The organism is Mycobacterium sp. HM-7 (genome assembly GCF_053852335.1).
In genome coordinates this window covers 2,182,525-2,202,843 of record NZ_CM132657.1, presented here as the reverse complement: position 1 = coordinate 2,202,843, position 20,319 = coordinate 2,182,525, and the positions used below count along the sequence as shown (strand labels likewise).

Below are 20,319 nucleotides of genomic sequence, written 5' to 3'. Positions count from 1 at the left end.
CTCAGAGACCGCCGAGATCGTCGGGCACGTCGACGGCGTATGCCTTGAGCACCTCGAGCGGCACGACCTCCAAGGTCCGCTCGTGCGTGGAGGCGAGTACCACAGGCGCCGCGTATCCGTCATTGTGCGCGCGAAGCCAGTTGACCGCGGTCACGCACCAGCGGTCACCGGGCGACAGGCCCGGGAAGCGGTATTGCGGCATCGGCGTGGACAGGTCGTTGCCGATCGAACGCTGGTGCGTCAGGAACTCGGCGGTCACGACCGCGCAGATGGTGTGCCGGCCGGCGTCCTCGGGACCGGTCGAGCAGCAGCCGTCGCGGTAGAAGCCGGTCAGCGGTTCTGTGCCACACGGGTCCAGCGGAGCTCCGAGCACATTGCGGTCTGCCACCGGTCAATCCTTCCTTACCTTGTTCGCAGTGAAAAGGCATGCCCCGGAATCGATGTCGGCACCTGAGATGACCGCGTCGGAAACCGTCACGTTCTCCGGCACACGTTCGTCCATGACCACAACGGCGACAATGGGATTGAGCCCCTTGGCCTCGACCGCGGCGACGTCGTAACCGATGACGACCTGGCCCGCGGTCACGTCCTCACCCTGACTGACGTGGGCCGTGAAGCCGTCACCGTTCAGCGTCACGGTGTCCAAACCGAGGTGTACGAGAACGCCCACGTTGTCCGGCGTCACGATGACATAGGCGTGTGGCATCAGTTTCAAGAGCCTGCCGCTGACCGGGGCGACCGCCTCGATCACCCGGCGCGGCGGGTCGATCGCGGCACCATAGCCGACCATCCCCGCCGAGAACACCGGGTCCGGGACGTCCTCGAGCAGAACCGCGCGCCCAGCGACCGGGGCGAGAACTGACGTCTGACTCACTGTCGTATCTCCTCTGTTCTTGCGCTCCAACAATACGAGCGCCGCCGAACGCGCTCTCACGGCCACATGTTCTCGTCTAAGCTTCCGCACAGCTTCCGCGCCGAGTGGCGTTTTTTGCGGCAGAGAAGGGCCTCGCACATGAACGGCACAGCGAAAATCGCAGGTGCACAGGAAAAGTCGGACCTGCGCATTCCTGGCTTCGCACAGCTTCAGCGGCTCGGCAAGAGCCTCATGCTGCCCATCGCGGTGCTGCCCGCCGCGGGAATCCTGCTGCGGCTGGGTCAAGACGATCTGCTGGGCAAGATCAAAGCTCCCGTCATCGGGCCGTTCGTCCACGCGATGAGCGCTGCCGGCGACGCGATCTTCACCAATCTGCCGCTGCTGTTCGCCCTGGGTGTGGCCATCGGATTCGCCAGGAAGGCGGACGGCTCGACAGCGTTGGCCGCTGCCGTCGGTTATCTCGTCGTGCAGGCGGTGTTCAAGACCATGTCGCCGGTCGTGCTCGCCGGCGAGGTCGACAAAGCGGGCGGCCAGGCCCAGATCAACTACAGCGTGTTCGCGGGAATCGTGGTCGGTCTGCTCACCGCGTGGCTCTTCGACCGCTACCACACCATCCAGTTGCCCGCGTACCTCGGATTCTTCGGAGGCCGGCGCTTCGTGCCGATCGTGGTGTCCGTCGCCTGCCTGTTCCTGGCGTTCGCGATGAGCTACTGCTACCCGCTCTTCGATGCCGGCCTCACCGGCCTCGGCAAGTTCATCGGCAGCTCGGGCGCCTTCGGTGCCTTCGTGTACGGATTCGCCAACCGCATGCTGATTCCACTCGGCCTCCATCACATCCCGAATTCCTATGTGTGGTTCCTCTACGGCGACTACCAGACTCCCGACGGCCACGTCGTCACCGGCGAACTCACGCGATTCGCCGCGGGCGACCCCACGGCAGGCATCCTCACGTCAGGGTTCTACCCGGTGCTCATGTTCGGACTGCCCGCCGCCGCCCTCGCGATGATCCACGTCGCGAACAAGAAACAGCGGAAGGTCGCGGTCGGCATTCTGTCGGCGGCCGCGCTGACCGCGCTGCTCACCGGGGTGACCGAGCCGCTCGAATTCTCGTTCATGTTCGTGGCGTTCCCGCTGTACGTCATCCACGCTGTGCTGACGGGGCTGTCGTTGGCGATCGCGTATCTACTCGACATCCACCTGGGCTTCTCGTTCTCCGCCGGGCTGGCCGACCTCCTGCTCTACGGCACCGCGCCCGCCGCGAAGAACATCCCGCTGCTCATCGGCATGGGTGTCGTCTTCTTCGTCGTCTACTACGTGCTGTTCCGGTTCGCCATCACGAAATGGAATTTGCGGACCCCGGGGCGGGAGCCGGAAACCGAATTCGAGGCGGAGGAACAAGCCAACCTCGGCGAAGGCGCGGACTCCACCATCGCGGTGGTCGCACCGGCACGCGCGGTGACCGACAGCAGGGCGGAGCAGGTGATCGCCGCCTTCGGAGGCCGGGACAACCTCGTCAACGTCGACGCGTGCATCACGCGACTGCGCATCGAGGTCGCCGACAAGGGCAAGGTGGATCAGGACCGGCTGAAGAGCCTCGGTGCGGCCGGTGTCATCGAGGTCGGCAACAGTGTCCAAGCGGTTTTCGGCACCGACGCCGAGGCCCTCAAGAACGACATCGCCGAGATCCTCTAGACGCGGCGGCCCGGCGGCGGGAAAACGCCCCGGCTAAACGTCGTGGCGGCCCTGAACCTCGCGTTCGACCTCACGCCACAGGCCCGGCATCGAACGCGGCATGCCCGCAACACCTTTCGCCGCGGTCTGCAACACCGCGTCGGCTTCGTCGATGTCCTTCATGAGCTCGAGCGCGAGTTCCCGCTCGGCGGCGTAGTACTTGGCCGCCCAGCGCAGCGCGATCACCGAATACGCCCACACCGGCTGGGCCTTGGCGCCGTCGGAGTCCTCGGCAGCCTGCCGCTCCATGGCCTCGCAATAGGCGACGTGCTGCTCCAGCAGCTCGCGCAGGCGGGTCGGATTGCTCAGGTGGCCGAACGTAACCCGCAGCAGCACACTGTGTTTGAGCACCGGGGGGTCGACGGGCGCATTGTTGGTCCAGTCGGTCACGGCGGCCATGCCGGACTCGGTGATCTTGTACAGGCGGCGCGACCGCAGGCCCTCATCCTGCTCGACACGGGAATCGAGATAGCCAAGTCCCTCAAGCTTTTTCAGCTCGGTGTAGATCTGGCTGTAGGACGGGCTCCAGTAGTAGAAGCCGACGCTCCAGTCGATCCATTTCTTGATGTCGTAGCCGCTGAGTTCCTCTTCGTACGACAACATGCCGAGCAGCGTCCAACTCGTCGCTGCCAGCGACGGTTTGCTCTGCGGCTTGCTTGCCATCTGTTTAGCCTAACAATCTATTGCCGCAAAGGCCCTAGTCATGACCGCCTGTCGGGACAGTCATCGATGTCCCTTCGGCCCGGCTACCGCGGCCACATACCGGCGTACCACCAGCTCTTCGGCCTTTTCGTCGGCCAATGGCCAGTACAGCAATGACAGGACAACCCGCACGATCCAATCCGCGAGAAGCGGATCTGTGGTTCCTGTCAGCTCTGCTGCCGCCTGCGCGAGCCGCGGTGAGTCGAAGTCGGCGAGGGTTCCGGCCCGCACCACACCCGAGGCCAGCGGATCCGCCCGGACCACCCGCAGGGCCGACAGCACGGCCGCCGCGATCCGCTCGGTCCCGGTATGCCCGGACACCGCCTGCGCGATCTCCTGGCCGACCCGCATGATCGCGCGCGCCAGCACCCCGTCCCGCAGCGCCTGTTTACCGCCGACGTGCCGGTACACCGTGGCACGGGAACAACCCACGCCGGCGGCCACCTCGTCGATGTTCAACCGGTCCAGGCCCCGTTTCGCAGCGCTGGCCGCCGCGGCGGCATAGATCCGTTCGATGCCCGCGTCGCGGCGATCGGCGCCGATCAGCCAGTCCATAAGCGTGATACTAATCGAGAATTGTGTCTCATAGCGAGACGGATTTCCGAAATTCGTCTGCATCGCCGCAGCTCGCGAACCGTGCGTGAGACAGGCGGAAATCGTCCTTGACATGCCGTTTCCGGAACCCAAAACTCAAGGCGTGCAACTAGTTACAGATCTTCTCAGCCCGTCCACGCTGGACGATCCGTACGACTGTTATGCGCAGCTTCGCATCGCCGGTCCGGTGCACCGCATACCCGGCACCGACTTCTACCTCGCCACCACCTGGGATGCCGTGCAAGAGGCAGTCAGCCGCCCGGAGCACTTCTCCTCCAACCTGACCGCCACGCTGGTCAATGACGGAACACCGGGCGGGCCCGTTCGAGCGGGGACTTTCGACATGGGGGCCGTCGATACCGCGGGACATGTCCTCGCCACCGGCGACGACCCGCGGCATGCACATGAACGCAAGCTGGTGCTGCCGGCCCTGGTGGCCAAGAGGATTCGGGCCCTCGAGCCGGCGATCACCGACATCGCCCGGCAGCTGTGGCATGAGGACGCAGTCGACGGCCACATCGAGTGGATGTCCGCCATCGGTGATCGCCTGCCGATGACGTTGGTGGCCAGACTGATCGGGCTGCCCGACGACGACGTGCCGCAACTGGTGCGGTGGGGCTACGGCAGCACCGAACTGCTCAGCGGCGTCTTCGACCTCGAACACATCGGCACCGCGGTCGAGACGTCGACGCAATTGGCCGGCTACCTGTATGCCAAATTCGCTGCGGCCCAAGCGAACCCAGTCGACGATCTGCTCGGGGACCTGGCCCGCGCGGCGGCCGAGAACGCCATCACGACCGAGGTGGCGGTGCTGATGCTGATTCAGCTCGTCGGCGCGGGCGGCGAATCGACCGCAGGGCTGATGGGCAACGCGGCCCGGCTACTCGCCACCCACCGCGACGCCCAGGAACAGGTGCGGGGCGACACCCAACTGGTGCCCGCACTGCTGGAGGAAACCCTGCGGCTGGAGTCGCCGTTCCGCAACCATCACCGGCACATCCGGCAGGACACCACGCTGGCCGGCGTACCGCTGCCCAAAAATGGTCACCTACTACTGCTCTGGGGTTCGGCCAACCGCGATCCGGCGGCCTTCGACGACCCCGACGTCCTGCAGCTGCACCGGCCGAACCTGCGCAATCACCTCGCGTTCGGGAAGGGTCTGCACTTCTGCGTCGGCGCCGCGCTGGCCCGTACCGAAGCCCGCATCGGCATCACCATGCTGCTGGAGGCCACCAACTGGTTCGAGCTGGCCGATGCCGAATGGGTACCCAGCCTCATGGTGCGCCGGCACCGGCGCCTGGAGCTTCGCTACCGCTGATCGCCGCCGATGGTCGGTTATTCAGGCAGGCGCAGTTCGGGCTTCTCGACCTCTTCGATGTTGACATCTTTGAAGGTGATGACCCGGACCTGCTTCACGAAGCGCGCAGGACGGTACATGTCCCACACCCACGCGTCGGCCAGACGCAGCTCGAAGTAGACCTCACCGTCGGCGTTGCGCGGGATCAGCTCGACGCTGTTGGCGAGGTAGAAGCGACGCTCGGTCTCCACGACATAGCTGAACTGTCCGACGATGTCCTTGTACTCGCGGTACAGCGAGAGCTCCATCTCGGTTTCATACTTCTCGAGATCCTCGGCACTCATCGGCACAAACTCATCAGTTCAGCGGTCCTTCGGTCTACTCGGTTTTTCGGGGCCATGTGTTGTTCGGATCGGCGACCAGTTCCCATTTTTCCTTACCCGGAACGGCAGCGCTGCTCTATCGCCGGGTTGGCGGCCAGCTTGCGCACATTGGCGAACGAAAACCGGTGCTCGGGGCAGGGCCCCAGTTCCGCCAGCGCCGCGGTATGCGCGGCGGTGCCGTACCCCTTGTGCACCGCGAACCCGTAGCCCGGGTGCACGGCATCCATCTCCACCATCAGGCGGTCGCGGCTGACCTTGGCCAGCACGCTGGCCGCGGCGATACAGGCGGCCGCGGCATCCCCGCTGACCACCGGCAACGACGGCACCGACAGACCCGGCACCCGGAACCCGTCGGAGAGCACGTAGCCCGGCCGCAGCGACAGGCCCGCGACCGCGCGTCGCATGCCTTCGATGTTCGCGATGTGCACCCCGCGCCGGTCGACCTCGACCGACGGGATGAAAACCACGTGGTACGCGAGGGCATAGCGCCGGATCAGCGGGAACAGCCGTTCCCGTTCGGCTTCGTTCAGCTTCTTCGAATCGTCAAGGGCCGCCAGGCTTTCCAGACGATTCGGTCCCAACACGCAGGCCGCCACGACGAGCGGACCGGCACAGGCCCCACGCCCGACCTCGTCCACCCCCGCGACCGGCCCCAGTCCGCCGCGGTACAGCGCGGACTCCAGGGTGCGCAGGCCCGAGGACTTGCGGATCACCGTGCGCGGTGGCCACGATGAGCGCTCGCGCGAAGAGCATGTACCCCGCGGCACCGGAAAACCTATTGGCCGGTCTGCGGATTGACCGTGACGACACCGCCCCAGCGCGACGGCGGCCAGGCGATGAACCGGGCCTTCCCGATCACATTGGCGACCGGCACCGTGCCCGCGGTCGGGTCACCGGTGCACATCAGCGCGTTGATGGCGTCAGCCGGCGTGTTCGTGCAATGGGCACGCGAATCGGCCGAGTGGGTGCGGTTGTCCCCCATCACCCAGAGCCTGCCGTCCGGCACCTTCACGGGGCCGAACTCGTTGCCCAGGCACGGATCGGTCGCCGGGTCGACCGACATGGTCGCCGGGTCCAGGTACGGCTCTTTGAGCTTCTTGCCGTCGACCGTCAGGCCAGTCGAGTTGCGGCATTGCACCGTCTGGCCGCCCACCGCGATGACGCGCTTCACCAGGTCGTTCTCATCGGGCGGCACGAAGCCGACGACCGAGAGCGCGTTCTGGATCCAGCGCATGGTCGGGTTGTCCGAACGGATCGACCGGTAGCTGATGTTCCAGTTCGGCGGGCCCTTGAAGACGACGACGTCACCGGGCTCCGGCGAGCTGAACCGGTAGGTCAGCTTGTCGACCATGATCCGGTCGCCGACACAGCCGCTGCAGCCGTGCAGCGTGGGCTCCATGGACTCCGACGGAATCAGGTACGGCCGTGCGACGAACGTCAGCACGAGGTAGTACAGCAGCACCGCCGTGACGACGAGGACGACGCCTTCGCGCAGCGCGGCCAGTTTCGACCTCGGCTTCTCGTCGGCCTCTTTGGCCTTGGCGGCCTCGTCTGCCTTCGCGGCCGAGTCGGCGGTCGCTGTCGTGTCGGCGTCGTCCGTCGTCGGACTGTCCGGAGTGGTGCTGTCTTCGCTTGGGCCGGTCACGGCACCAGGCTAATCAGTTCGGCGGAAAGGTCGCCGAACAGGCTCAGCGCTTTTCCTTGATCTTGGCCTTCTTGCCACGGAGCTCGCGCAGGTAGTACAGCTTGGCGCGACGGACGTCACCGCGGGTGACGACGTCGATGTGGTCGATGTTCGGCGAGTGCACCGGGAAGGTCCGCTCGACGCCGACGCCGTAGCTCTCCTTGCGGACGGTGAAGGTCTCACCGATGCCGCCACCCTGACGACGGATCACGACGCCCTTGAACACCTGGATGCGGTGCTTGTTGCCCTCGATGACCTTGACGTGGACGTTGAGGGTGTCGCCGGCGTTGAAGGCCGGGATGTCGTCGCGCAGCGACGCCTGGTCGACGAAGTCCAGCGTTTTCATCGGTGACACTTCCTTGCTAACTCGCGGCTACAGCCGCCGGACGCCATGCGGCGCGACGGAAAAGCCATTCTCTTTACGGACGTTGGTCGGATGCCGTAGCGGGCGGGGACACATCCGAAACAGACGCCGACCCCGCGCCCAGCGCAGACAACTGCTCAATTGTGCCAGACGGCCGCCGGGTGACGAAATCGTGACTCCAGCGGGGCTGGTGCAGCAGACATCACACACGGCACCGTCACAGACGTCACACCTAACTCAGCATTACCGGTTACGCTGATCAACCAGAATTTTATCCGTCGTGATCCGAGGAGACTCATGCGCCCGCAGCAGTTGAAGCTGCTGACCATCACCGCCGCCACGGCAGCGGTGATGCTCACAGCCGGTTGCGAGGCCAAGGTCTACGGCGCCGCGCCGCCGAACAAGATCGCGCTGACCGTCGTGCCCGTCGTCACCGCGCTGGAAATGCCGGAGGCTCCGGCCGCCGAGCCCGCCACCGCGCTGGCGGGTCTCGACGCTCGCGAACGCAGTGCGACAAACGACGCGGCGGCAGCCGGCGCACAGATCAGCGTGGCGGTTCTCGATCGCGACACCGGCCAGCTGATCGCCACCGGCAACAAGTCCGCCATGCCCATCGCGTCGGTGGCCAAGTTGTTCATCGCCGACGATCTGCTGCTGCAGGAGGCGAAAGGCCAGATCGAGCTCACCGCAGCCGACCGTCAGTCGCTCGACACCATGCTGCGTTCGTCGGACGACTCCGCGGCCGAGGTCTTCTGGAACCGCAGTGGCGGCAACAGCGTCGTCAGCCGCGTCGCGGCGCGCTACGGGCTGACGGGGACGTCGGTGCCGTACGACGGCAAGTGGTGGAACACCATGAGCACCACGACCGACCTGGTGCACTACTACGACCAGTTGCTGAACGGCTCCGGTGGCCTCCCGCCGGAGCGGGCCAGCATCATCCTGTCCAATCTGGCCGCGTCCACGCCCGCCGGCGCCGACGGCTACCCACAGCGCTTCGGCATCCCGGACGGCCTGTACGGCGAACCGGTCGCGGTGAAGCAGGGGTGGATGCCGGAATGGGGCGGCAACAACTGGATGCACATGTCCACCGGCGTGATCGGCGCCGACCGGCGCTACGTCATGGCGATCGGCTCGCTACAGCCCACCGATGACGCCACGGCACGCGCCACCATCACGGGCGCCGTCAAGACGATGTTCCCGGGCGGGCGAATCAGCTAACGAGGCGACGGAAGTCGTTCTAGCCCAACAGGTCCGGGCGGCGCTCGCGGGTCCGCTGCAGGCCCTGTTCGCGGCGCCAGGCGGCCACCTTCGCGTGATCACCTGACAGCAACACCGGCGGCACCTCGAGATCCCGCCAGACGGGCGGCCGGGTGTAGCTCGGCCCCTCCAGCACTCCCCCGACATGCGCCGAGTGCGAATCATCTTGGTGTGACTGCGGATTGCCCAGGACGTCGGGCAGCAACCGGACCACGGCTTCGATCATGACCAGCGCCGCGGACTCACCGCCGGGCAGCACATAGTCACCGATCGACACTTCTTCGACGCGCATCCGGCGCGCGGCATCGTCGGCGACGCGCTGGTCGATGCCCTCGTAGCGTCCACAGGCGAACACCAGGTGCTTCTCGCCGGTCCAGCGGTGCGCGTGTTCCTGCGTGAACAACCGGCCCGCCGGCGTCGGGACCACCAAAACGGTTTCCGGCGTGCAGATTTCGTCGAGGGCGGCGCCCCAGATCGGCGCTTTCATCACCATGCCGGGACCGCCGCCATACGGGGAATCGTCGACCGACTTGTGGACGTCATGCGTCCAGTTCCGCAGGTCGTGCACACCGAGTTCGACCGTGCCGTTGGCGATGGCCTTGCCCGGCAGGGACTGTTGCAGCGCATCGAGATACGCCGGAAAAATGGTGACGACGTCGATCCGCATGGATGTCAGTCCAACTCGAGCAGGCCGTCGGGCGGATCGATCTCCACCAGACCGTCGGCCAGCGACACCGTCGGCACCATGTGCGTGACGAACGGCACCAGCAGCTCGGCGCCGGACTCTCTTTTGATGGACAGCAATTCGCCGCCGGGCGTGTGCAGCACCTCGGTCACCACACCCACATCGACACCGTCGACAGTGCGGACCTTGAGGCCTTCGAGTTGGTGATCGTAGAACTCGTCGGGTTCTTCGATGGGCGGCAGACTGGCGGAGTCCACCAGAAACAGGGTGCCGCGCAACGCATCTGCCGCGTTGCGGTCGGTCACGCCATCGAGGCGCACCAACAGCCGGCCGCCATGCTCGCGCATCGATTCGACGACGTAGGTGCGTTCGGGACCGGGATTTCGGGCTCCCGGCTTGCCACGCAGCGATGATCCCGGCGAGAAACGCTCGCCGGGATCATCGGTACGTACTTCGACGACTACCTCGCCGCTGATGCCATGCGCCTTGACGACGCGGCCGACCACGAGGTCCATATTTACTGGTCGGTGTCCACCACGTCGACGCGGATGCCCCGGCCGCCGATACCGGCGACCAGCGTCCGCAGCGCGGTGGCCGTGCGGCCGCCACGCCCGATGACCTTGCCCAGGTCGTCGGGGTGCACATGCACCTCGACGGTACGACCGCGGCGGCTGGTCACCATGTCGACCCGGACGTCGTCAGGGTTGTCGACGATCCCGCGCACCAGATGCTCTACGGCGTCGACGACGACGCTGCTCATTCGGCGGGAGCTTCGGCCTCAGATGCAGAAGCCTCAGTGTCGGCAGCAGGGGTCTCGGCGGCGGCCTCGGCGGCCTCTTCCTTCTTGTCCTTGCGCTTCTTCAGCGTGACGGCCTCGCCACCGGCGGCGGCGTCGGCGTTGGCCAGCGCGGCGTTGAACAGATCCAGCTTGGAGGGCTTGGGCTCCTTGACCTTCAGGGTGCCCTCGGCGCCCGGCAGGCCCTTGAACTTCTGCCAGTCACCCGTGATCTTCAGCAGGGCGGCCACCGGCTCGGTCGGCTGTGCGCCGACGCCCAGCCAGTACTGCGCGCGCTCCGAATCGATCTCGATCAGGCTCGGCTCTTCCTTCGGGTGGTACCGGCCGATGACCTCGATGGCGCGGCCGTCGCGGCGGGTGCGCGCGTCGGCGACGATGATGCGGTACTGGGGGTTGCGGATCTTGCCAAGCCGGGTGAGCTTGATCTTGACAGCCATGTTCTGCACTTCTCCTGATGATTGCCACGCCGCAATTCAGCGACTCAGGCGGATTGCCCGGTCCGGTCTTGCCTCACGTGTGTGACTGCCGCGCGGCGCATTGAACGAGTCGCGGACAGACAGCCGACCATTCTGCCAGAGCAGCCACGACCCGCCCAAATCCCGCTAGACCACACGGTCGAAGCACTTGGTCTCGACGCGCCGCGTCATGCGCCACCCTTCGGCGGTGCGGACGAATTCGTCCTCGTACCAGAGCCCGCAGAACAGGACCTGGCTCTGCTGGTCCGGCCCGCCGGCCGGCAGCACCATCGGGTTGAAGCAGATGGTGCGTGACTTCGCGGTGTCACCGGTGATGGTGACGTCGAAGTTGCCGAGCATGTGCGCATAGGCCGGGAAATTGGGCAGCACCTGCGCCAGCCATTCCTTGACCTCGGGGAAGCGTCCGTCGATGCCGCCCATCGCCCGGTAGTCGATGTAGGCATCGGGTGTGAAAACCTGTGCCAGATCATCGAATTGACGGGTGTCGATGGCCGTCGAGTAGGCGACCAACAGCTGTTGGATTTCCAGACGGTCCGAGATCTCTTCCAGACTCAGCATGATCCGATTGAACACCACCGGACCGTCGCTGAAACGACACCGTCCAGGTTCGGCCAGTAGGCTGCTGGCTCCATGGGAAGGTTCGCAACCGCCGTCATGGCGGCCCTGACGCTCGTGTTCCTGGTCACGCCGCAGATCGCAGCTGCTGACCCCGACATCCAGCCGGTCGGCACCAGGCCGATCCCGGCGGGGCCGGCCCCGGCCTGGATTGTCGCCGACATGGATTCGGGCCAGATCCTCGCCGGGCAAGATATCGACCTGCGGCATCCGCCCGCCAGCACCATCAAGACGCTGCTCGCGCTGACCGCGCTCAGCGAGCTGCCGAGCCTGGACGCGACCGTGGTCGGCACCGTCGCCGACACCCAGGTGGAGTGCAACTGCGCCGGGATCGTCCCCGGCCACGTCTACACCGCGCGCCAACTGCTGGACGCGGTCCTGCTGGCCTCGGGCAACGACGCCGCCAACGCCTTGGCGGACATGATCGGTGGCTACGACGCTGCGGTCGCCAAGATGAATGCGAAGGCCGCCGCCATCGGCGCCGTCGACACCCATGCCGCCACGCCGTCCGGCCTGGACGGGGCCGGCGGTTCGGGCTGGACCACACCCCGCGACCTGGCGATCATCTTCCGCGCCGCCATGGGCAACCCCTACTTCGCGCAGATCACCGCGCAGCCCGCCGCGACGTTCCCGGGCAAGAACGGCAACGAGCAGATCGTCAACGAGAATCAGCTGTTGCAGCGCTACCCCGGGACCATCGGCGGCAAGACCGGGTTCACCGACGCCGCCAAGAAGACGTACGTGGCCGCGGCCGACCGCGGCGGCCGCCGACTCGTCATCGCGATGATGTACGGCATGGTGCACGAGGGCGGCCCGACCTACTGGGACCAGGCCGCGCAGCTGCTGGACTGGGGCTTCGCGCAGGACCACTCGGCCAGCGTCGGCTCCCTCTAACCGATACCCGACCGGAATCTCGGCGCGAGCTGATCGCAGCCTGGCGTCCGTAGCGTCGGCGCTCGTGCGCAGACTGTTCACGGCGACCGCGCTGGTCCTCAGCGCACTACTGGCAGCGCCGATCGCAACGCCCACCGCCGTCGCCGAGCCGACCGGGCAGCCCACGGGCGCACAGGCACTGGCGAACGGCCCGGCGAAAGCGTGGCTGGTCGCCGACCTCGATACCGGACAGGTATTGGCCTCGCAGGACCCCAACGGCTCCTACGCGCCGGCGAGCACCATCAAGCCACTGCTGGCCATGGTCGTCCTGGACAACCTGCGACCGGACGCCCTCGGCCGGGCCAACGACTCGCACACCAAGGTCGAGTGCTCGTGCGTCGGGCTCAAACCCGGCCAGGTGTACTCCGCGCGGCAACTCTTGGATGCGCTGCTCATGGTGTCGGGCAACGACGCCGCGAACATGCTGGCAGACATGCTCGGCGGGCAACGCGTCACGGTCGCCGCCATGAACCGCAAGGCGCTTGCGCTCGGGGCCCGAAGCACCCGGGCGGGCTCACCGTCGGGGCTCGACGGGCCCGGCTGGGAATCGATCACCACACCGCGCGATCTCGCGGTGATCTACCGGGCGGCGCTGACCTATCCCGTGATCGCCGAGATTTTCCGGCAGACCTCCGCGCAGTTCCCCGGTCGGACCCTCACCAGCCAGAATGAGCTGTTGACCGGCTACCCAGGCGATTTCGCCGGCAAGACCGGCTACACCGACCGGGCTCGCAAGACGTACGCCGGCGCCGCGCAACGCGGCAACCACCGGCTGGTCGTGGTCCAGATGTACGGCACCGGTGATCTCTACCCCCAGGCACGGCAGCTGCTGGACTGGGGTTTCAGCCAGTACGCCTGAGTCAGTAGACCCGTCCGCGCAGGATCACCAACGCGGGGTGGTCGAGCACGCCCGGTGACCGCGGGTCGTCCGCATAGCAGACGAGATCGGCTGACGCGCCGTGCTCCAAGGCCGGCCGCCCGAGCCAGGCGCGGGCGGCCCAGCTGGCCGCCCCCAACGCTGCGGTCGGATTCATGCCCACCCGGCCGAGCGCGGCGACCTCGTCGGCGATCCGGCCGTGGGCGATCATGCCGCCGGCGTCGGTACCCGCGTAGATGGGCACCCCGGCTTCGTGTGCGGCACCGACCCGCTGCGGGCACGTCGCATACAGATCGCGCATGTGCTTCGCGTACGCCGGGAACTTGGCCGCCTTCTCCGCGATCCCGGGGAAATTCTCGATGTTGATCAGGGTCGGCACGAGCGCCGTGCCGTGGGCCAGCATCAGCTCGATGATGTCGTCGGTGATCCCGGTGCCGTGCTCGATGCAGTCGATACCGGCGTTGATCAGCCCTGGCAGCGCCTCCTCGCCGAACACGTGCGCTGTCACCCGGGCACCGTTGGCGTGGGCGGCGTCCATGGCGGCCTTGAGGACGTCGTCGGACCACAGCGGCGCCAGGTCTCCCGCTCCCCGGTCGATCCAGTCGCCCACGAGTTTGACCCAGCCGTCGCCCCGGCGGGCCTGCTCGGCGACATACTGCGGCAGCTGAGACTCGTCTTCGATGTCGATCGGCAGGCCCGGCAGGTAGCGCTTGGGCCGCGCCAGGTGCCGTCCCGCTCGGATGATCCTCGGCAGGTCTTCACGGTCGTCGAAGCCGCGGGTGTCGACCGGCGAGCCGGCGTCACGCAGCAGCAGCGCACCGGCCTGCCGCTCGGTCTCGGCCTGCCGCTCGGCCTCGTCGAGTTCGACGGGGCCACCCGGCCCGATGCCGACGTGGCAATGCGCGTCGACGAGGCCGGGGATGATCCAGCCACCGTCGAAGACGGTCTCGGCGCCGGCTACCGGTTCAGCCGACAGCACACCGCGGTGTATCCACCACTGCACCTCTTCACCGTCGGGCAGCCCCCGACCACGAATGTGTATGGCCGGGGCGAGCGAAGCGACGGGAGGCACCGCCGTCACGCTACTTCTTCGGGAACTTCAGCTGCGACAGATCGAAGTCGGCAAGGCCCGGCGGCAATTCGTTGAGCCCTTGCGGCATGTTCGACAGGTCCGGGAACCCACCGGGCAGCGCACTGGGGTCCAGGCCGAACGGGTTGGCGGCGGCCTTCGGCTGCGTCGGACCCCGGCCGCCCTTCTTCTTGCCCGCCTGCTTGTTCTTGCCCTTGGCGACCTTGCGGGAGTTCTTGCGGCCGAACGGCATTCCCATCTGGCCGGCCATCTGCGACATCATCTTGCGGGCTTCGAAGAAGCGGTCGACCAGCTGGTTGACCTCGGCCACGGTGACGCCGGAGCCGTTCGCGATGCGCAGTCGCCGGGATGCGTTGATGATCTTCGGGTCGGACCGCTCGGCGGGCGTCATACCGCGGATGATGGCCTGAATCCGGTCGAGGTGGCTGTCGTCGACGGCGGCCAGCGCGTCCTTCATCTGACCGGCGCCGGGCAGCATCCCCAGCAGGTTTCCGATCGGACCCATCTTGCGGATCATCAGCATCTGCTCGAGGAAATCCTCCAGCGTGAGCTCGCCCGAACCGATCTTCGCCGCGGCTTCTTCGGCCTTCTTCTGGTCGAAGACCTGCTCGGCCTGCTCGATGAGGGTGAGCACGTCGCCCATGCCCAGGATGCGCGACGCCATCCGGTCGGGGTGGAAGACGTCGAAGTCCTCCAATTTCTCGCCGGCGGAGGCGAACAGGATCGGCGCGCCGGTGACCTCCCGCACAGACAGCGCCGCACCACCACGGGCGTCGCCGTCCAGCTTGGTCAGCACGACACCGGTGAAGCCGACGCCCTCACGGAAGGCGTTGGCGGTCGTGACGGCGTCCTGACCGATCATCGCGTCGAGGACGAACAGTGTCTCGTCGGGCTTGACGGCGTCGCGGATCGCGGCGGCCTGGGCCATCAGTTCCTCGTCGATACCGAGACGGCCGGCGGTGTCGACGATCACGACGTCGAAGTGCTTGGCCTTGGCCTCGGCGAGGCCTGCGGCGGCAACCGACACCGGGTCGCCGGTGGTCATCTGGTCGATGGTCACGCCGCCGGGCGAGACTCCCGGGTGCGGCGCGAAGACGCTGACGCCCGCCCGCTCACCGACGATCTGCAGCTGATTGACCGCGCCGGGGCGTTGCAGGTCACAGGCCACCAGCAGCGGCGTATGCCCTTGCTCGGCAAGCCATTTCGACAGCTTGCCGGCGAGGGTGGTCTTACCGGAACCTTGCAGACCCGCCAGCATGATGACCGTCGGCGGGTTCTTCGCGAAGGCGAGCTGACGCGTCTCACCGCCGAGGATGCCGATGAGCTCCTCGTTGACGATCTTGACGACCTGCTGAGCCGGGTTCAGCGCACCGGAGACTTCGGCGCCCTTGGCGCGTTCCTTGATCCGGCCGATGAATTCGCGCGTCACCGGGAGCGACACGTCGGCCTCGAGTAGGGCCAGGCGGATTTCGCGGGCGGTGGCGTCGATATCGGCGTCGGTCAGCCGGCCCTTGCCGCGCAGACCCGACAGCGCACCGGTCAACCGGTCGGACAGGGATTCAAACACCCGACAAGCCTAACGGTCGGCAGGCTTTGGCCTGGAGCGCACCGTCGAGGTTGATCTGGTCACGCACGTGACCAGAACGTCTCGGCGGCCTGATGACAGCGATCGACATGCCCCTGCGCGCCTGCTGACAGGACTCAACTCGCGGCGGTCGCCGGCTTGGCCGGTAACGGGGCAGGCAACACCGCGTACAGGTCCTGTTCGAACGCGGTCCGGGCCTCGGCGGCAGTGAAGGACTCCGGAACGAGCAGACCGAAGGCGTCGACGACGGTCGCGCCCAGCGTCGTCACCTTGGCCCAGGCAACGTCCACGCCCTTGCGCTCGACCACCGCGGCCAGCCGGGCGAGCAGGCCGGGCCGGTCCGCGCTGCGAATCTGGACCACGAGCTCACCGGCCGAGGAGCCGGCGAACCATCGCACGCGCGGCGGCGCGATCGTGTGGTAGCCGGGCACGGCTGCCGGAATCTCACCGGCTCGCCGCGTCGCGGCCGGCGTTTCGTCGTCCCGCTGCTCCAGCGCGGCGATCACGTCAAGGTCGCCGTCGAGCGCCAGGATGAACTGCTGACGCAGCAGTTCCGCGGCCGGCGGGGAGCCGAAGTGCGGCGACACCACGAATGTGTTGATCGCCAGTCCCTCGTGACTGTTGACCGACGCCGAATGCACCCGCAGCGAGTGCAGGGCCAGTACCCCGGCGGCTTTGGACAGCAGGCCGCGCCGGTCCGGAGCGAGCATCGTGACGTTGAACAGGTGCGCACTGTCCCCCGCGGCGAGTTCCACGTGGACACCGTTTTGATTGGCCCGCGAAAGCAGTTGCGGATCAATGGGATCGGGGTGCGGCAGGCCCTCCCCCGCCATCACCATCCGGCATCGCCGGACGAGATCGCCGATCAGGGACGCTTTCCAATCGCCCCATACGCCGGGGCCGGTGGCGAGCGAATCCGCTTCGGCCAGCGCGTGCAGCAGCTCCAGCAACAGCGCGTCGCCGCCGAGCGCGTCGACGACCGACGCAATCGTGTTGGGGTCCTGTAGGTCTCGACGAGTGGCGGTCTCCGGCAGCAGCAGGTGGTAGCGCACCATCTTGACCAGCACCTCGATGTCGGCAGGCCACAGGCCCAGCCGGATACCGATCTGGTTGGCCAGTTCGGCGCCGATCACGCTGTGATCGCCGCCCCGGCCCTTGCCGATGTCGTGCAGCAGGGCACCCAGTACCAGCAGGTCGGGTCGATCCACCCGGGTGGTGAAAGCACTTGCCCGAGAAACGGTTTCGATCAGATGGCGGTCGACGGTCCAGATGTGCACGACGTCGCGTGGCGGCAGGTCGCGGATCGCGCCCCACTCCGGGAACAGCCGACCCCACAACCCGGTCCGGTCGAGGGCCTCCACCGTGGCCACCGCGCCCGGTCCGGCCGCCAGCATCACCAGCAGGTCGTTGAGCGCTTCTCTCGGCCACGGTGCCCGCAGCTCGGGCGCCGACTCGACGAGCCGCGCCAACGTCGAGGCCGCGATGGGCAGTCCATTGGTGGCCGCCGCGGCAGCCACGCGCAGTATCAGGCCCGGGTCGCGCTGCGGCTTGGCGTCGCGGGCGAGGATGACCTCGCCCCCGAACTCCAGTACGCCCTCGTCCAGCGGCCGCCGGATCGGCCGTTTGAGTGCCGCGAAGCCCCTGCGCGGCAGGGCATTACCGGCGGTACGCACCCCGGCGTCCACGTAGAAGCTGATGGTGCGGGCGGCATCGCTGATCATGCGCGCCAGGTCGAAGCGGTCACCGATGCCCAACGCGGCGCCGACCTCGTCGGCGTACTGAGCGAGCACCATCTCGCGACCCTTGTGGGAGGCGCGATGGAGCTCGGTACGAACGTTGAGCAGCGCCAGGTGAGCGTCGCCCAGGGTGCCGATCGGCGAGGCCACCGAACGACTCGGGTAGACGTCGGCCAACTGCGCCATGGCCAGCGCGTTGAGCAGTTGCACGTCACGCAGCCCGCCGCGGCCGCTCTTCAGATCCGGTTCGGCGCGGTGCGCGATCTGACCGGCCCGTTCCCACCGGGCCGCGGCGTGCTCGATCAATTCGGTGAAACGGGACGTGATCCCGGTCCGCCACTGCCGCCGGGCACCGCCGACCAACAGGGACGACAGATCCGAATCTCCCGCGATGTGCCGGGCGTCGAGCATGGCCAGCCCGGCGGAGGTGTCACCGGCCGCCGTCTTGAGTGCCTGCGGCACGGTGCGGACGCTGTGGTCGAGGTGAATATTGGCGTCCCACAACGGGTACCACAGCGACTCGGCAACCTCGGTCACGACGTCCTGCGGCAGGTCGTCGTGCAACAGCATCAAATCCAGGTCCGAGTACGGCAACATTTCCCGCCGTCCGAGGCCGCCGGTCGCCACGATGGCGAAACCGCTGGTCTCGGTGATCCCGATCTCGGTTGCTTTTGCGGTAAGCCAGAATTCATACAGATCAACCAGGGCCTCGCGCAACGCCGCCGAATCGAGGCGGCGCGCGCCGCCGGCAAGCAGCTGCTCGACGGCGGCACTCAGGTCGCTCGCCGGACGTGGTGATCCCGCTGCCGAAGCCTGCGAAACCGCAGTGTCGTCGGCTCCGGCAGCGGAATCTGGTGTCTGCTTTGTCATCTGGTGATCAGCCGCCGTCAGATGGCGTCGCTGCCCCGTTCACCCGTGCGGACCCGCACCACGGTCTCGACGGAGGTGACCCACACCTTGCCGTCACCGATCTTGCCGGTCCGTGCGGCCTGCACGATGACATCCACGACCTTGTCGACCGACGCGTCGTCGACAATGACCTCGACCCGCACCTTGGGCACGAAGTCCACTGAATACTCCGCACCACGGTAGACCTCGGTGTGGCCCTTCTGCCGCCCATAGCCCTGCACTTCACTGACGGTCATCCCGAGGATGCCCATCTGCTCCAGTCCGGTCTTGACGTCTTCGAGCGTGAACGGCTTGACGATCGCCGTGATCAACTTCATTTGGTTGAGTCCTTCCAAATCCCCATGGATGCCACCGTAAATCCTTCCCGATCACGCGAATTCATAAGCGGTTTCCGCGTGTTCGGCCTCGTCGATACCGTTTGCCTCGTCCTCACGGTCGAGGCGCAGGCCGATGGTGTACTTGACGATCAAGGCCAAGATAGCGGTAACGATCGCCGAGTATCCAAGGACCGCGAACGCACCGACCGCCTGACGCCACAGCTGGTCGAATCCGCCGCCGTAGAACAGACCCGCGACGGCGGCCGGCGCCTCCTTGGTCGCCACCAGGCCGACCATCAGGGTGCCGAACAGACCACCGACCAGGTGCACGCCCACAACGTCGAGCGCGTCGTCGAAGCCGAACTTGAACTTCAGGCCGACCGCCAGCGCACAGACCACACCGGCACCCGCACCGATCGCCAGCGCACCGATCACGTTGACCGACGAGCAGGACGGGGTGATGGCCACCAGGCCGGCCACGATGCCCGACGCCGCACCCAGGGAGGTGGCGTGCCCGTCGCGAATCTTTTCCGTCAGCAGCCAGAACAGCATCGCAGCGGCGGTCGCCACGGTGGTGGTGATGAACGTCGACGCGGCGACACCGTCGGAGGTCAGTGCCGAGCCGGCGTTGAAGCCGTACCAGCCGAACCACAGCAGCCCGGCGCCCAGCATGACGAACGGCAGGTTGTGCGGCCGCATCGGCGTGGTGGGCCAGCCGGCCCGCTTACCCAGGATGATCGCCAGCACCAGGCCCGCGGTACCGGAGTTGATGTGCACCGCGGTACCGCCGGCGAAGTCGATTGCCTTGAGGTGGTTGGCGATCCAGCCACCGTGCGTGGCGGTGATGCCGTCGAACGCGAACACCCAGTGTGCGACCGGGAAGTAGACGAACGTGGCCCACAACCCGGCGAACAGCAGCCAGCCGCCGAACTTGAGGCGGTCGGCGACCGCGCCCGAGATCAGGGCGACGGTGATGATGGCGAACATCAGCTGGAACGCGACGAACACCAGCTGCGGGATGGTCCCGGCCAGCGGAATCTGCACTGCCGCAGTGGTTCCCGCGGGCAGGTGCGAGACGAGCGAGTTGCCGCCGATCAGACCCTTGAGCCCCCAGTACTGCGAGGGGTCCCCGACGATGCTCCATTTGTCATTGCCGAACGCCATCGAGTAACCGAACAGCACCCACAACACGGTGACCACACCCATGGCGCTGACGCTCATCATGATCATGTTGAGCACGCCCTTACGGCGCACCATGCCGCCGTAGAAGAACGCCAGACCCGGTGTCATCAACAGCACGAGCGCTGAGCTGACCAGCATCCATGCTGTGTCACCGGTGTCCGGCGTGCCCAAGATCGGGAATCCATCCACTGGCCGCTTCCTCCTTAACCCATGTCACAGGCAGATGCCGATG

General features: G+C 66.9%; 23 protein-coding genes. 5 read left to right on the top strand and 18 right to left on the bottom strand.

Annotated features, from left to right (window positions below):
- Window position 1: 1 nt before the first annotated feature.
- Window positions 2-388: a DUF2237 family protein gene (locus tag ACWW1C_RS10580; RefSeq protein ID WP_455983383.1), complete on the bottom strand. Its 387-nt coding sequence runs from the start codon at window positions 386-388 to the stop codon at window positions 2-4.
- A gap of 3 nt (window positions 389-391) precedes the next feature.
- Entirely contained in the window at window positions 392-874 is a 483-nt protein-coding gene (locus ACWW1C_RS10575; protein ID WP_455983382.1) for a PTS sugar transporter subunit IIA, read from the bottom strand.
- A gap of 138 nt (window positions 875-1,012) precedes the next feature.
- On the opposite strand from ACWW1C_RS10575, the gene ACWW1C_RS10570 reads away from it, so the two are divergent.
- Entirely contained in the window at window positions 1,013-2,566 is a 1,554-nt protein-coding gene (locus ACWW1C_RS10570) for a PTS transporter subunit EIIC (RefSeq protein ID WP_455983381.1), read from the top strand.
- Window positions 2,567-2,599: 33 nt separating this feature from the next.
- On the opposite strand, the gene ACWW1C_RS10565 is transcribed toward ACWW1C_RS10570, so the two are convergent.
- Both ACWW1C_RS10565 and ACWW1C_RS10560 read right to left on the bottom strand, forming a co-directional pair.
- On the bottom strand, window positions 2,600-3,268 hold the full coding sequence (locus ACWW1C_RS10565) for a PadR family transcriptional regulator (protein WP_455983380.1): 669 nt from the start codon (window positions 3,266-3,268) through the stop codon (window positions 2,600-2,602).
- A gap of 60 nt (window positions 3,269-3,328) precedes the next feature.
- Window positions 3,329-3,862 (bottom strand): TetR/AcrR family transcriptional regulator, encoded by a 534-nt coding sequence (locus ACWW1C_RS10560; RefSeq protein ID WP_455983379.1) that lies wholly within the window; start codon window positions 3,860-3,862, stop codon window positions 3,329-3,331.
- Window positions 3,863-4,004: 142 nt separating this feature from the next.
- Here ACWW1C_RS10560 and ACWW1C_RS10555 point away from each other — a divergent pair, with 142 nt between their 5' ends.
- Window positions 4,005-5,219: a cytochrome P450 gene (locus ACWW1C_RS10555; RefSeq protein ID WP_455983378.1), complete on the top strand. Its 1,215-nt coding sequence runs from the start codon at window positions 4,005-4,007 to the stop codon at window positions 5,217-5,219.
- A 17-nt stretch (window positions 5,220-5,236) separates the two neighbouring features.
- On the opposite strand, the gene ACWW1C_RS10550 is transcribed toward ACWW1C_RS10555, so the two are convergent.
- The 4 genes from ACWW1C_RS10550 to rplS all read right to left on the bottom strand — a co-directional run bounded on the left by ACWW1C_RS10550 (window position 5,237) and on the right by rplS (window position 7,611).
- Window positions 5,237-5,542, bottom strand: a complete 306-nt coding sequence (locus ACWW1C_RS10550) for a DUF2469 domain-containing protein (protein ID WP_003893809.1) — start codon at window positions 5,540-5,542, stop codon at window positions 5,237-5,239.
- Window positions 5,543-5,634: 92 nt separating this feature from the next.
- Window positions 5,635-6,348, bottom strand: a complete 714-nt coding sequence (locus ACWW1C_RS10545) for a ribonuclease HII (protein WP_455983377.1) — start codon at window positions 6,346-6,348, stop codon at window positions 5,635-5,637.
- Window positions 6,349-6,356: 8 nt separating this feature from the next.
- The gene (gene lepB, locus ACWW1C_RS10540) at window positions 6,357-7,226 is read right to left on the bottom strand and encodes a signal peptidase I (RefSeq protein WP_455983376.1); all 870 of its coding nucleotides are present in this window, start codon (window positions 7,224-7,226) and stop codon (window positions 6,357-6,359) included.
- Window positions 7,227-7,269: 43 nt separating this feature from the next.
- Complete coding sequence (rplS, locus tag ACWW1C_RS10535) at window positions 7,270-7,611, bottom strand: 50S ribosomal protein L19 (protein WP_133762512.1); 342 nt, start codon at window positions 7,609-7,611, stop codon at window positions 7,270-7,272.
- Window positions 7,612-7,926: 315 nt separating this feature from the next.
- Here rplS and ACWW1C_RS10530 point away from each other — a divergent pair, with 315 nt between their 5' ends.
- The gene (locus ACWW1C_RS10530) at window positions 7,927-8,847 is read left to right on the top strand and encodes a serine hydrolase (RefSeq protein WP_455983375.1); all 921 of its coding nucleotides are present in this window, start codon (window positions 7,927-7,929) and stop codon (window positions 8,845-8,847) included.
- 19 nt (window positions 8,848-8,866) lie between these two features.
- On the opposite strand, the gene trmD is transcribed toward ACWW1C_RS10530, so the two are convergent.
- The 5 genes from trmD to ACWW1C_RS10505 form a co-directional block, all read right to left on the bottom strand.
- The gene (gene trmD / locus ACWW1C_RS10525; RefSeq protein WP_455983374.1) at window positions 8,867-9,553 is read right to left on the bottom strand and encodes a tRNA (guanosine(37)-N1)-methyltransferase TrmD; all 687 of its coding nucleotides are present in this window, start codon (window positions 9,551-9,553) and stop codon (window positions 8,867-8,869) included.
- A 5-nt stretch (window positions 9,554-9,558) separates the two neighbouring features.
- A complete protein-coding gene (gene rimM, locus ACWW1C_RS10520; protein ID WP_455983373.1) occupies window positions 9,559-10,086 on the bottom strand; it encodes a ribosome maturation factor RimM in 528 nt (175 codons plus the stop codon).
- A 2-nt stretch (window positions 10,087-10,088) separates the two neighbouring features.
- Window positions 10,089-10,331: an RNA-binding protein gene (locus ACWW1C_RS10515; RefSeq protein WP_003881089.1), complete on the bottom strand. Its 243-nt coding sequence runs from the start codon at window positions 10,329-10,331 to the stop codon at window positions 10,089-10,091.
- Window positions 10,328-10,804 (bottom strand): 30S ribosomal protein S16, encoded by a 477-nt coding sequence (gene rpsP, locus ACWW1C_RS10510; RefSeq protein WP_455983372.1) that lies wholly within the window; start codon window positions 10,802-10,804, stop codon window positions 10,328-10,330. The genes ACWW1C_RS10515 and rpsP overlap by 4 nt, the downstream gene beginning before the upstream one ends.
- 165 nt (window positions 10,805-10,969) lie before the next feature.
- Window positions 10,970-11,401 (bottom strand): nuclear transport factor 2 family protein, encoded by a 432-nt coding sequence (locus ACWW1C_RS10505; protein ID WP_455983371.1) that lies wholly within the window; start codon window positions 11,399-11,401, stop codon window positions 10,970-10,972.
- 72 nt (window positions 11,402-11,473) lie between these two features.
- Between ACWW1C_RS10505 and ACWW1C_RS10500 the strand changes: the two genes are divergently transcribed.
- Window positions 11,474-12,352 carry a D-alanyl-D-alanine carboxypeptidase family protein gene (locus ACWW1C_RS10500; RefSeq protein WP_455983370.1) on the top strand — a complete coding sequence of 293 codons (879 nt, stop codon included), beginning with the start codon at window positions 11,474-11,476 and terminating at the stop codon, window positions 12,350-12,352.
- A 64-nt stretch (window positions 12,353-12,416) separates the two neighbouring features.
- Window positions 12,417-13,250: a D-alanyl-D-alanine carboxypeptidase family protein gene (locus tag ACWW1C_RS10495; RefSeq protein ID WP_455983369.1), complete on the top strand. Its 834-nt coding sequence runs from the start codon at window positions 12,417-12,419 to the stop codon at window positions 13,248-13,250.
- 1 nt (window position 13,251) lies between these two features.
- Here the strand turns inward: ACWW1C_RS10495 and ACWW1C_RS10490 are convergent, their stop codons facing one another.
- From ACWW1C_RS10490 to ACWW1C_RS10470, 5 genes are all read right to left on the bottom strand, one after another.
- Entirely contained in the window at window positions 13,252-14,349 is a 1,098-nt protein-coding gene (locus ACWW1C_RS10490) for an amidohydrolase family protein (RefSeq protein ID WP_455983368.1), read from the bottom strand.
- Between the two features lies 1 nt (window position 14,350).
- Window positions 14,351-15,925: a signal recognition particle protein gene (ffh, locus tag ACWW1C_RS10485; RefSeq protein ID WP_455983367.1), complete on the bottom strand. Its 1,575-nt coding sequence runs from the start codon at window positions 15,923-15,925 to the stop codon at window positions 14,351-14,353.
- Window positions 15,926-16,059: 134 nt separating this feature from the next.
- Entirely contained in the window at window positions 16,060-18,549 is a 2,490-nt protein-coding gene (locus ACWW1C_RS10480; RefSeq protein WP_455983366.1) for a [protein-PII] uridylyltransferase, read from the bottom strand.
- A 17-nt stretch (window positions 18,550-18,566) separates the two neighbouring features.
- Window positions 18,567-18,905, bottom strand: coding sequence for a P-II family nitrogen regulator (locus tag ACWW1C_RS10475; RefSeq protein ID WP_020103781.1), 339 nt, complete (start codon window positions 18,903-18,905; stop codon window positions 18,567-18,569).
- A 51-nt stretch (window positions 18,906-18,956) separates the two neighbouring features.
- Window positions 18,957-20,276, bottom strand: a complete 1,320-nt coding sequence (locus ACWW1C_RS10470; RefSeq protein WP_455983365.1) for an ammonium transporter — start codon at window positions 20,274-20,276, stop codon at window positions 18,957-18,959.
- Between the last annotated feature and the right edge of the window lie 43 nt (window positions 20,277-20,319).